The sequence below is a fragment of the Roseivirga misakiensis genome (assembly GCF_001747105.1).
GTDB classification, from domain to species: domain Bacteria; phylum Bacteroidota; class Bacteroidia; order Cytophagales; family Cyclobacteriaceae; genus Roseivirga; species Roseivirga misakiensis.
The window spans coordinates 1,167,838-1,181,137 of sequence record NZ_MDGQ01000005.1 but is presented as its reverse complement, the minus strand read 5'-3'; the positions used below and the strand labels follow the sequence as shown (position 1 = coordinate 1,181,137).

Sequence of the window (13,300 nt, the reverse complement as noted above, 5' to 3'; positions counted from 1 at the left end):
GGGGCAGTTAGTTTACCCAACCCCCTTCTTAAATATTATAACTTTTAAATTCTTCGATCTTGTCTTTTAGCTTGATCAATGCCTTTGTCATGCGCTTTTCTATTGCGGTTTGGCTTACCCCTAGCATAGCGGCTATCTCTTTATAAGTATGTTTATCTACCCTATTCAATAAAAACACTTCGCGCTGGCCTTCTGGTAATTCTGAAATGGCTTGCTCTATCTGGTTTTGAAATTCTTTGGTTCTTAACTGGTGGAAAGGGTCTTCCGTATTCTGTTGTGGCAATTGGTTTTTCTCGAATTTGAGGGAAACCTTATCCGATCTTACTTTATCTAGAAATAATCGATTGGCAACCGTATGGACAAAACCGGTTACCTTTTCAAAGATGACCTCGGCGCACTTTTGCCATAGTCTGATAAAACTTTCTTGTGCAATGTCCTGTGCCTGATCCATATCACCACATTTGTAGTAGACATAGTTTCGGACTGACTGAAAATGCTCATGGTATAAGGCATTATAGGTCTCCTCTTGACAAACAGATTTTTCCATGACGTCGAAAAGTACGGATTAATCATTTTCTATGGAAAGATGGAAGGGAATTAGTTAGCAATGAGGCTAACCATAGGGTTTCGGATGAGTTCCTTACCTCCTATCACCCGACCTTACCTATTGGACTCAGTCACTTGTGATTATACCGATATTTTCTTTTCTTAAAGAAAGATAAATACATAGCCTAATTGATTCTCTGTGCTTTTGTAAAAGAAAAAAATGTGCTGACGGTGGGTCTAGATCTGCTGGTGAAATACCGATTTTTTGTCTAAATGATCGAAATATAATGTTACAAATCTTTAAAAAAGTCTAAATGAAAAATTGGATCACAGATAGTCAAGACGAACAATGCATAGAAGATTTATTCCGAGATGCTGACCAAATACATATTCCAATATTTCAGCGTCCTTACGTTTGGAAACAAAAAGAATTTGATTTCTTAATTCATGATCTCCAGTTGATTAAAGATTCTATCGAAAACTCCCAGTTTTTAGGAGCTGTTGTGGCTTACGAAAGGCCAAGAGATTCTAAAATCACCGGTAGACTACGGTCTTTAGACATAGTTGATGGACAACAAAGATTGCTAACATTATACATTTTCATGCTGGCCATTGCAGAACGAATTCATTTTTACGATAAGGAAGCTGCATCCGAAATAATTCAAGAGTTCCTTTTACTTCCACAACGAAGAGGTTTGAATGTAAATACGAGGCTAGTACCATCGTTTAAAGATAGAAGTCAGTTTAGAGCTATTTGGGATAGAATAAACACACCTGAGCATTTACAAGACACATTAAAAGAAAACCCTCCGATACCTCCATTGCCTTCTGGAAATAGCTCTGGTAATCTTACTAAACAATATTCACGAATAATAGCGTGGTTGAAAAAGACGTCCCCTTCGGAGCCTCAAGCTGTTATTGAATATCTCCAAGAAACATTGAGTATTATCACTCGTGACTTAACATTTGTACATCTGAAATTGACTGATGCCGTTGTTGCTACCAAGATTTTTGAAAGATTAAATTTTAGAGGTGTTAAGGTTGGAACAGTAGATTTAGTTAGAAATGAAATATTTTCTAGAATCAGTCAAAACCCTGAAGAATCACTAAATACATACGAAACGGAATGGAGACCATTTGAAGCACAGTTTGAAGAAAGGGAAGACGGATTCTTTTTCCCTTACACTCTTATCTACAACTCATCAGTAAAAAAATCAGAGCTTTTTTCTGAATTAAGAGTAATATGGAAAGACTTGAACCCAGGTGAAATTATTAGCCAAATGAAACCTTATCAAAAGACTTATTTAGATATAGTTTTAGGTAATCCGTCATACGAATCAATTAAATTAAACCAACAAATAAAGAACCTACATGCAATAAGAGTTCCCTCGGCAACCTATCCTTTCGTTATGAAAATTATTTACGAGATTCAGGCAAGTAATCTTAGCTTGAAAAAAGGAATTAAACTTCTTGATTTTTTGGAATCCTTTTTAGTTAGAAGAGCAATCCTTGGATACGAACCAACTGGCTTACATGCAATTTTCAAAGGAGTTTGGAATGAAATTGAATCTAATCCATCAGTAGATAATTTAAAATTAGAAATACTTAATCGTTCTACTATTCAATACCCAAATAATAAGGAGGTAATAAATGCAGTTAAAACTAGGGCACTTTATAAAGCTCGAATTACACCATACTTATTAAGAGAGTTTGATAAATCAATCGAAGGAGATACGCCCTCTGATGAATTTACAATGGAACATATAATGCCGAACTCCTGGATAGAAGGAGATAAATGGTCTAAAATTATCACTAAAGAAAGGCACTCTGAATTAAAAGATACTTTGTCCAATTTGATACCTCTTTCTGGCGAACTTAATAAGAATGTTCAAAGAGACATCTATTCGAAAAAGAGAATAAGGTTCAAGAAAGAATCAATGTTTATTACAGCAAGAGACATAGCGGAGAAATGGGAAGAATGGGGTGAACAAACAATTATCGACCGTGCTGAAATACTAGCTTCATGGGTGATAAAGAGATGGAAGGAGTAAAAAGCCTGGTAGCAATGTGCATAACTTTCACACTCTTTATCATTCATAACTACTGAATACTCAAGACCTACATATAGCAATTAATCAGGCAAGCGAACTGTCTCAGTTAATCATTCAAGGGGATTCGAGCGAATTTAATTTCAATCAGTTAATTGAATTGACTGATAAGATCATCATTGGTATTGAAGAAAGTTCTCAAAACGAAATTCAACTTAAAACAGCCGAAATTCTTTCTCAACTTGAGATAGAACAGTTTAAACTTAACAGGTTTCAAAGACTGACCTATCCTTTTTCCAAAACAGGAACATTTTGGTTACCAAACAACTCTTCAGATCAACTACGAATTCGATATGCCCTTGAAGTAAGAAGTAGACTTTCTATTTTAGACCAAGGTAAAGACTAGATTATTCAACATCATGGAATTTATAGGCAGAGTAAATAGTAGAAAAGTATTCTACGTGCAGGTTAGAAATAATCCGGAATGGAAACCTGCTTTACCAAAAAGAGACTGGGTGGCATTCACAATAGCCAATAAAGAAGATGAGGAGTTAGTTCGATCATCGGTTAAAGTTTGCATGGATAAAAACGTCTCATATACCTGTAGCACTGGAGCTTTGGCAGGTATCACAGAAGACTATTTTGATGAAGAAATAGCATGGAGGGGAGTTGACTATGAAATGCGAACAAAACAGAAGTACGATTATGAAAAATCACCGATGACAACTGCACACAAGAACTTTGGGGAAGGGTTTTGGTTTGCTTCCACCCTTGCAAATGATGATAATTTTGAAATTGACAAAGTAGTTTGTCTAGATTTCACAAAGTCTAAGGTTAAAAAACATTTAATCGACTTAGTTGAAAAAATAAATAACGGTTGGTTGCCTAGTAACGGAGATTCTGAAGTGGCATTGTATGATTATAAGTGACTTACAAAGTAAATTTTGACAATGACCAAAAATCAAAACAAACTTCAATTAACTATAACAGGAATTTTCACCCTCCTTGCCTTGGTGATTTTAGTCGATTTAGCGCTTCCCGGGAAATTTGAAATGAATGAAATAGTCAGTATTAATAAATCTCGTGAAGAGTATAATAATGCGGCAGGTAACTTCCATTACTCCTATCAAATTGAGACGAGTAAACATACTTTTCCTGTCGAAGAAGCCTTTACCAACCTTGTGAAACCGCAGGATTTCGTCGCCTATTCCGTCTCACGAATATTCCAAGAGGTGAACTGGTACAAAGTACCCAGAATTGGAGATGAACATACGTATTCGTTAAGAATAGTTTCGGGACTGGTGTTACCATTATTGGCTCTTTCAGTCTTTTTTATTCGATACCGATTTAACAAAAATATGAGCACTTTGGTGTTTGTGCTTCAGGTGCTTTTGATTGCTGATCTGGTGTTTTTGCTGATGTGAAAGAAGCCTATATTAGCTCTGTATGGAAGTAGAATACAAAATATACACCCCTGAGAGGACGAAGAAGGTCACTCCCAATATGATTGTACTGTCCTTGTTCCTTACCGCATTTATTTTAAGCTTTTATTCAAAAAAATATCTAGGATCAGAATTTCTTGAGGGTTTAGGTTTCATACTACTATTCACGTCGTTAGGACTAGCCATGTATTACACCACCGTTAAACATACTAGGATGGCTCCTTTAAATGGTAACCTTCATAAAAAATTATTCTTCTCCTCTAGCTCCATTAAAATAGACGGTGTTGATTATCACCTTTCAGACATCGCAAAAATTGATTTTTCAATACACGATCATTTCGACAAGTGGAATTATTCCAGAGACTTCAACCCAGCAAGATCAAATGGTGTTAATAATACACTGACCTTGTTTTTAAAGGATGAGAGACAAATTGAGGTCAAATTTCAGTTGATGTATAAAACTCAAATAAAACGTCTTGAAAAAGAGTTAATAGAATACTATCGTCATGGTAAACTCCATTTCCTAAAACTGATTGACCTTCTTGAAATTGATGATTATGATGAGATTCAAGAGTTTAAAAAGACTCTGTCAGACATCAACAAGTAGAAATTCCCTCTTCCCTCTCTCGTCTCATTTGACTATCTTTCTTACCTCAACAATCTTCAACCCTTATGAATGCTTTTAAGCGACTAGTATTTGCCTGCCTGCTCTTTTCATCGGTCGGCCTATTCGGGCAAGTCTCCAACCAATTGGAAATGCTCGATATTTTCAACTTGGAGTATGTATCTGATCCTCAGATTTCTCCCGATGGACAAAAAGTCATCTACGTTCGAAACTTCAAGGATGTAATGACCGATAGAAACCTATCCAATCTATGGATCGCGAGTTTCGACGGGTCATCAAATCGTCCTTTGACCACAGGAGAGCAAAATGATCGATCTCCCAAATGGTCCCACGATGGTAAAAAGATCGTTTATGCATCGAATAAGTCTGGGAAGTCAGAAATCTACCTAAGGTGGATGGATTCGGGCGAAGAGATGGTTTTAGTGAATTCTGAAAAGTCTCCTTCAAATATTACTTGGTCGCCGGACGACAAACACCTGGCTTTCAATATGTTTGTCCCCAAAGCAAAGCCCTCTCCCATTAAAATGCCTGCCGCACCGAAGGGTGCCAAATGGAATTCCCCTCCAAAATACGTCGATGACCTTGGTTGGAGACGTGATGGTGTTGGTGAGTTGCCTCAAGGCAATCAACAGCTTTTTACGGTGCCCGTTTCTGGCGGTACACCAAGACAATTGACTGATGCGCCTTTCAATCACGGCAGCGCCGTATGGGGCAAAGATTGCCAACATCTTTATTTCAGTGCGAATATGCGCGAGGATAGAGAATTAGAGGGCACTGATTCTGATATCTATTCGATTAATTTAATGTCTGGTCAGCTAACCAAACTAACCGATCGGTATGGACCTGATGGCAATCCGGCCATTTCTCCTGACGGTAAAAAGATGGCCTATTTAGGCTTTGACGACAAATATAGAGGCTATCAAATCAGCCGTTTGTATATCGCCGATATTGACGGTTCAAATAGTCAACTTATTTCTGGAAACCTCGATCGCGATGTAGGGAATATTACTTGGTCTGCCGATGGTAAAGGGCTGTATTTTCAATACACCGATAAAGCACATACAAAGATTGGCTATATCACTACCAAAGGCAAGGTGACCGAGATTACCGATGGTTTGGGTGGTGTTTCTCTGGGCAGACCTTATACTTCTGGTGCATTTTCTATCGCAGCTAATGGCAACTACGCCTATACTTGGGCTGAAACACAGGAACCATCCGATTTAGGGGTTGGCAATAAGGGCAACAATAAAAGAATCACCAAAGTCAATGAAGACCTGCTGGATTACAAGCAATTGGGAAGCGTTGAGGAGATTTGGTACAAATCTTCCGCAGATGGTTTAGATATTCATGGCTGGATTGTTAAGCCTGCAGATTTTGACCCGAACAAGAAGTATCCACTGATTCTAGAGATTCATGGCGGTCCTTTCACAAGCTACGGCCCTGTTTTCTCAGGTGAAATTCAACTGATGGCTGCGGCTGGCTATGTAGTCCTTTACACCAATCCACGTGGTAGTACCAGCTATGGCTATGACTTTGGAAACCAGATTGACAAGAACTATCCAAGCAAAGACTACGATGACCTGATGTCTGGGGTCGATGAAGTGATTAAACGGGGCTATATCGATGAAAATCAGCTTTTCGTGACTGGGGGCTCTGGTGGTGGAGTGTTAACCTCATGGATTATTGGTAAAACCGATCGCTTTAAAGCTGCGGTGGTCGCTAAGCCTGTAATTAATTGGTACAGCTGGGCTCTTTATGCAGATATGTCTGCCTTTGCGACTCGCTATTGGTTCGACAAGAAGCCGTGGGAAGACCCTGAAAAGTATATGAAGCACTCGCCTATTTCTCTGGTCGGGAATGTCACTACACCAACGATGCTTTTGACGGGGGAATCTGATCTAAGAACGCCAATCCATGAATCGGAGCAGTATTATTCAGCGCTCAAACTGCAAGGGGTAGAAACTGCTATGGTGAGAATTCCGGGTGCTTATCATGGCATAGCCGCAAGGCCGAGTAACCTGATCGGTAAAGTAGCTGCCATTTTAACCTGGTTTGACAAGTATAAAACTGAATCCGTTTCGGTCGATATCAGGCGTTAATTTTCATCGCCGATAAACAATCTAAATCCGCCATTACAACACGTTATGGCGGATTTTTTATAAAAGCGAAAGTTCAGTCGTCGCGATAAGTCGAGAATCTACAAGAGCATCGGTTCTTAAGTGCCCAGGATAATCAGGGTGACCTCCCAACTGAGCAAGGGCCATTTTATTAGGGTACTTTACGATCAAAACCGCGTCCCAAAGGGTTTCATCCGTTGGTCCGATCAGTATACTTAGTGGCTGTCCCGACCAAACTAATTCTGCCCCAACTTCTGCAATAAGTGGTGCTACGGCTTTCATATAGGCTTGGTATTTCGCTAGTCCATCTGTTTTGAACTTGAGCATATTGATCATGAAAACTGGTCCAAGGTCTGGCATTTTCATGAATTGCTGTTGTTGCTCGGGGGTTGGGTTGATGTGCATGTGGAATGAGTTTTTGATTCAGGTTGAATTTAGGTCCTCTTTGAGAGAATAGAAAAAAATAGTTCACTTGTTGGTCAGACCCTCCGACACACCCTATTGAAAGCACAGTACTCGCATTGGGCTACATCTTCTGTTTGGGTAAATGGAATTTGAGGGTTATAGATTTCTTGAACCATTTCCTTCAGTTGTGCATCAAATGCATCGATAATGTCCGCTGACACTGTATTTCCTGACCTTAACCATTGGGTGCCTTGGCTCAAATGGCGCATACTCAAAATGCCAATTCTGACTTGTTCAGCCACATGCCCGCGAGTTAAAAGCGCATACAAATACCCTTGAAAGCCAGATTTCAAAGCTGGTTTTTCGAAATATGTACTTACGTATTCATCAGCAGGTAACTTTAGACTGGTTCGGGGAGCTAGCGTTACTTTACCTGTTTTGTAATCGATAATTTGAGTCACGCCGTCTTTTTCATCCATGCGGTCGATGGTACCTCCTATATCCGCTTTTTGGCCTGAAGGCAGCGATACTTGATAGCGATAATCGCTCTTTTCCAAACCAACCATTTTAAATGGTGCCAGTCGGATATCTAGATCAAGGACTTTGTGTACCATTTGCTCCATCACCTTTTTGGTCACCAAATCTCGTCCTGTCAGGGTCTGGTTCGGTTGAATAATCTTGTTTTCTTCCAACGACACTATCAACTGCTTTTCAACTAAGCCTTTCAGAAGCTTAATCTGACTGCTGTCGATTTCTCTGTCCAAATGTGGCGTATAGAGTTTCTCCAACACCTCGTGCACTACAATTCCCAAGTTACGCGCATCGATGTCTTCTTCTACCTGATCTTGCTCGCTGTATCGCGCTACATATTGGAAATAGAATTTGAGTGGGCAGGTAATATAGGTCGTGAGCGAAGTCGGTGATAGAAATTTGCCTTCTTCGTTTCCAGAGATATAACGACCCAGCATCTCCATAACGGCCTCATCTTTTACGATGGTGATTTCATTTTTCTCTTCCTGAGGCGGAATTATTCCTTCGTAAAGCTTCTCGCTCACTGTGTAGTTTGGCAACGCCTTGTATCGGCGTAATTGCTGTAGCACAAAACGACTCACCTCCCCAGTAGAATCGGCCGCTACGGTGTTGTCATATACATAATGAATATTCTCAGCACGCTGCATAAGCCGCTTAAAATGGTAGGCATAAATAGCGTCTTGCTCTTCAAAAGTTGGAAGTTCAAAAACCTTTCTTAGGCCATAGGGAATGTATGAATTCAAGCTTCTACCTGCCGGAATTTTACCTTCATTAGTCGATAGAATAATAACATTCTTAAAATCTAGTGTTCTAGTTTCTAGAAATCCCATAATCTGAAAACCCTTGACCGGTTCGCCCTCAAATGGAATTTTCAAGGATCTAAAGTGCTCTTGTATGATCTTTTTAATCAGGCGAATTGAAAAGCCTTCCCTATTTTTCACATAGTCATTAAACTGATTTAGTGATTTAAGGAAGAAGTATATAAACTCACGATCGGCTACACCCTGCTCTAATGATTTGAAGTGGTAGAATACCGAAGTCAGGTATTTCTTAAACCCTTCACTAATAGCCGACCATTCCTGCCCAACACTCAGTAATTCTTTTAGTTCTTGTGAATTTAATCGCTCTAGAAGTGCTGATAAGCTCACCTTGTTCTTCTTTTCTTGAACAAACCAATGATTCAGGTCGTCATAAATGCCTTCATGGAAAATGGCCGTATAAGCGTTGGAAAGGAAGGGTCTTAGATCATAGACATGGAATATAGTGTCGCCCGAAACAGTTTTAGCCCGACGAATAAGTTCCAAATAAGACAAGGCGAAATCATATACTACGGTGGCCTTCATGGGGTACCCCATTGTCACATTTACGTGCTGATCGGCTAGTGGAATGGCGTATAATAACGGCAGTAGTAGCTTTTCATCGGCCAATACGATCGCGGATTCCTCAGGTTTTCCACCCAAAGCGACTACTTCCGACATTAAGTCTGCCGCCAAATGCGCTTGTCCCATCAACTGTGGCACCGCATGAACTGTAACTTGCTTTGGGTGGCGTAGCGAATCGGCATTTATCCAAACAGAATCAGGCCATTTTTTGGCATAATCTCTTACAAAATCACCTGCCTCTTCGATATAGTCATTCAAGTAATAACGATCTACATCCCAATACAGCGTGCCTATTTTAGCTTTGACCAATACGTCAAAAATCACTTCCTCCGATTTAGAAAGGGCATTAAATCCACAAATGTGGTAATGCGAATACTTATGATCGAAGTTTTCGTGCTTGAGTACCTCGGCCAGAGATCGGTAAAGCATGCCACCATAGGCTTTTTCCTCTTGAAGCAGAACATCTTGATATTCACCGTAAACGTTACCGACCTCTTTCCAAATTTTGAGAAACTCGGTCAGTAGCTTCGTTTTTTCCTGCTTCTCGGTCAGCGTTCTAAAGCGCTCAATGATGTCTCTCAGTTCATCATTATAACCAAAGACATGGTCGATTTCCTTAATATCTTGAAGGGCGGAGTAGATTTTTTTGGCATCTGCTAAATAGCGATCGATTTCGTCGTAGTCTTTCAGAATGACTTTCCCCCAAGCATAGAATTTATCGAAGGTCAGGTCTTTATCTCGCTTCTGATAGACTTTAAAAAGGTTAAATAACAGTGTCAGTTCATCTGTAATCGTCATTTTGGTCATTTCCTGAACCAAATCTTCGATACTAAGTATGGTGGGTAAAATAAAGTTTTGACGGCCGAAACGATCTAACAGCGCACGTTTAAAAAAGACACCTCCCCTTTTTGTTGGAAACACATAGCAGCACGACTTTAAATCCCCCAATTTATTGGGATCTATCTGGGCTACAACTGCTTGATGAAAAGTTTCCATTTGTAATATTGAAGCTAAAACATTGTCATTTGCGCCGTACCTTCTTGCGCGGTCACATCTCTGACGATGACGGGTTCCACATAGATTAAATGGCCTTCTACCCGATCGTAACCCAAGGCCTTCATAGCGCGCATATAACGACGCACTTGTTGGTGATGCAAATCAGATTCTTTTTCCTTTTTGTAATCGATAACAATGGCATGCGTGCCATTAGTGAGCAATCGGTCCGGTTTATGAATTCTATCTTCGAACCAAATCTCCTTTTCATTTAAAACTTGATAGCCATCCGCAAACCACGGCGCTATTTTTGGGTCCGAAAAGAGCTTTTCAATCCGAGTTGAGACTTCCTTCACTGCTTTGTCATCTAATTCTCCCGATTGCTGCATTTGCTTCAGCACCATTGACAAATCATCTTGAGTATGGATAGCCGATAAAACTTCATGTACTTGGTTACCAATCGTGATATTCTGAGCGCTATCGCCTTCTTGCAGCATGAAAAACCGATCTGAATCGTTTCTAATCGTAAGTTTCTGTAGGTATGACGATGCCGGGTAGACTTGGACGGATTCTGTTGCTGAAGTAGCCTCACTCTGGCCAATTTTCACCTCACTCTGACCGAACTCATAATCGGTAAAATCGGTACTCGAAGTCTCGATCGCTTCCGTGCTCGGCATCAAGTTCCAAAGCAAAGACTGGATTGTAGCTAGCGATGGATTTTTCGATTTAGATGCTCCATTTGGCGCACCGATATACAGCTTTTCTCTTGGTCTTGTAAAGGCTACATAGGTTTTGTTCAACACATCCAATGCAAAAGCAGCTGACTCTCGATGGAATTCTTCGGCAAAATGGGAATTAGCGAGCGACCGTTTTGAATAATCTAAGGGTACAAATTTTAGGGATTTGTAAGCTTCTGGCAGATCGGTTGTCCAAAACTGATGTCTAACAGGTGGAATTATGCTCCAGTGGGTAAAAGGGATAAAAACAATCGGTGCCTCCAAACCTTTCGACTTGTGAATCGACATAATCCGGACAGCATTATTCTTTTCATTGGCCGAAACAGTGGTTTCGTGACCTTCGCTATCCCACCATTCCATAAAAGTATTGATGGCATTGATCCCCTTTTGTGTTTGCTCTAAAACTACATCCAAAAACTGCTGTATGTAAACATCACCGTGATCTTTAAAATCGAAAATCAATAGGACTTCGCTGACTAAATCGAAAAGCGACTGTTGTTTTAAGTGATGCTTTTGATCTAAAAAGGCCTTCGGGAAACCGGCCTCATCTAAAGTCATTCTGTGATTTTTCCCTCTCAAGAAAACATCTTGGTGCGCTTTATTACTCAATTGATGAAAAAGGGTTATCAAGTTCATCAATAGTATTTCATCAAAATCTGACTGTAGATATCTAAAAACCTCAAGAACAAACTGGACCAGATTGCTTTGGGTGATTTTGAGGGACTCTCCGTTGATAAAGTCAATGTTTTCGCTTAATAGGGCATTGGCAATGCTAGGTATCTCTCCATTGGCATTGACTAGGATAAGCATATCACTCAATTCAAAACCCTGCTTTTGGTTTTCCTTGATAGTTTCAACCAGATCAACTAAGGCAGCGTCTTTCCAAGGAGTTTCACTTTTCTCGTAGAAACGAACCCGTACATAGCCTCCTGCTTTGCCTTTTGCTGTTTGTTCATGTTCTGCATAGGCTTTAGCAAAAAGGGTTTCATCTGTAATGTTTTCATGAACTCCGATGAGTGCTGGTAATTGCTCAAAGACCTGATTATTAAAGGCCACAACTTCTTGGAGACTGCGATAATTATCTTTTAAGTTTTGGTTAGAAGCTGTCGTATAAAAGGCTCCTAAATCATTTTCTAACGCTGATAATAGCAGGTTCATATTCCCGCCTCTGAAGCGATAGATAGACTGCTTCACATCACCCACAATCAGCACATTATTGTCCTCTGACAAGGCATTAATGACCAATGGCTTTAGGTTGGACCATTGGAAATTGGAGGTGTCTTGAAACTCATCGATCATGATGTGCTTAAAGTAACTCCCTAACTTCTCGAAGATGAAAGGGGCATCGGCTTGATCTAGAATATCTCTGAGGATGAGGTTATTATCAGAGATAAGCATAACATTGTGCTCGTCTCTGTAGTTTTTCAGGTGTTTGTTTAGTTCTTCTAGCAAGCCATAAGAAAACATATTCTTAACAAGCGTTCTGGCTGTATTGTATTCGACTTGATAGTCATCGATGTATTGCACTATGGCCTGGGCTACTTCCCCAAATTTACCCGCAGTAAGTTGCTCTATCTGATCGGCTTTGTCGGATGTTTTTGTATACCAGGTATCTTCTCCGCTGACTGCTTTCAAAAAGGTAGCGGTGAGTTCGAAGTTACCATCGGCAATCTTCTTGAAAGTATTGGCCACGCTTCTCGTGCCACCTTTAAAGTCGGTAACCGTCAAACCATGGCTAGTGATTAGATCTAAGGCCTCATTTCCATAAGATTTTAAGGCACTCTCGTAGCTTTTGACTGTCTTTGCCATGGAGACAATCATTTTCTTGAGTTCGTCTAGATCAAGGTCGATATTTTTAAAACCTGCTTGAAATGCCTCAGAAAAAAGACTTTTACCCAATTTGGCCATGTTCTGGTCTACATTCCACGACTTGTCATTTTCCATTTGCTCATTGGCAAACGAGACTAGCCAGTCACGAACTTGTTGATTGTCATCGAGGCTCCTGAAGAGTTGATCGATAGATTCATTGAGGGCCAAACCCGTATTCATTTCCAACTCATAGCTCATGGGTAAATCGAGCTCTCTCGCAAATGATCTGAGTACCTTAGAGAAAAAACTATCGATGGTTGAAATCTCGAAACGGCCGTAATTATGAATAATCAATTCGTAGGCCTCAGCTGCACGATCTCTTATGCCTTGTTCGTCTAATTGATCTGCCAACTCAACTTTCAACGTATCGAACATTGGCTCAGTCTTGCCCTCAGCGATCGCTAAAAGGGAAGCCAATATTCGGCGTTTCATTTCCTCTGTCGCCTTGTTAGTAAAGGTAATCGCCAAGATGTTTTTGAAGTCTCGAGGAGAAACTAAAACCAGCTTCAAATACTCTTTTACAAGGGTAAATGTCTTTCCAGAACCTGCGGAAGATTTGTAAACGGTGAGCGACAACTGTATAACGTTAGACTGAAGTCCAAATT

10 protein-coding genes are annotated in these 13,300 nt (G+C 40.1%); 6 read left to right on the top strand and 4 right to left on the bottom strand.

Translation table 11 applies throughout. The features are described from left to right. Positions 1-28: 28 nt before the first annotated feature. Positions 29-547, bottom strand: coding sequence for an RNA polymerase sigma factor (locus BFP71_RS12840; RefSeq protein WP_069835867.1), 519 nt, complete (start codon positions 545-547; stop codon positions 29-31). A gap of 313 nt (positions 548-860) precedes the next feature. On the opposite strand from BFP71_RS12840, the gene BFP71_RS12835 reads away from it, so the two are divergent. The 6 genes from BFP71_RS12835 (at position 861) to BFP71_RS12810 (ending at position 6,760) form a co-directional block, all read left to right on the top strand. Further along, positions 861-2,597, top strand: coding sequence for a DUF262 domain-containing protein (locus BFP71_RS12835; RefSeq protein ID WP_069835866.1), 1,737 nt, complete (start codon positions 861-863; stop codon positions 2,595-2,597). A 157-nt stretch (positions 2,598-2,754) separates the two neighbouring features. Continuing rightward, on the top strand, positions 2,755-3,000 hold the full coding sequence (locus BFP71_RS12830; protein WP_069835865.1) for a hypothetical protein: 246 nt from the start codon (positions 2,755-2,757) through the stop codon (positions 2,998-3,000). A gap of 13 nt (positions 3,001-3,013) precedes the next feature. Next, positions 3,014-3,523 (top strand): hypothetical protein, encoded by a 510-nt coding sequence (locus BFP71_RS12825; protein ID WP_069835864.1) that lies wholly within the window; start codon positions 3,014-3,016, stop codon positions 3,521-3,523. Between the two features lie 21 nt (positions 3,524-3,544). Next, positions 3,545-4,018, top strand: coding sequence for a hypothetical protein (locus BFP71_RS12820; RefSeq protein WP_069835863.1), 474 nt, complete (start codon positions 3,545-3,547; stop codon positions 4,016-4,018). A 232-nt stretch (positions 4,019-4,250) separates the two neighbouring features. Then, a complete protein-coding gene (locus tag BFP71_RS12815) occupies positions 4,251-4,643 on the top strand; it encodes a hypothetical protein (RefSeq protein ID WP_141719757.1) in 393 nt (130 codons plus the stop codon). 65 nt (positions 4,644-4,708) lie between these two features. Next, positions 4,709-6,760: a S9 family peptidase gene (locus BFP71_RS12810; protein ID WP_069835861.1), complete on the top strand. Its 2,052-nt coding sequence runs from the start codon at positions 4,709-4,711 to the stop codon at positions 6,758-6,760. A gap of 57 nt (positions 6,761-6,817) precedes the next feature. Here the strand turns inward: BFP71_RS12810 and BFP71_RS12805 are convergent, their stop codons facing one another. From BFP71_RS12805 to BFP71_RS12795, 3 genes are all read right to left on the bottom strand, one after another. Continuing rightward, entirely contained in the window at positions 6,818-7,183 is a 366-nt protein-coding gene (locus tag BFP71_RS12805; RefSeq protein ID WP_069835860.1) for a hypothetical protein, read from the bottom strand. A 74-nt stretch (positions 7,184-7,257) separates the two neighbouring features. Then, positions 7,258-10,092, bottom strand: a complete 2,835-nt coding sequence (locus BFP71_RS12800; RefSeq protein WP_069835859.1) for a PD-(D/E)XK nuclease family protein — start codon at positions 10,090-10,092, stop codon at positions 7,258-7,260. 14 nt (positions 10,093-10,106) lie between these two features. Further along, a complete protein-coding gene (locus BFP71_RS12795) occupies positions 10,107-13,271 on the bottom strand; it encodes a UvrD-helicase domain-containing protein (protein ID WP_069835858.1) in 3,165 nt (1,054 codons plus the stop codon). Positions 13,272-13,300: the final 29 nt, after the last annotated feature.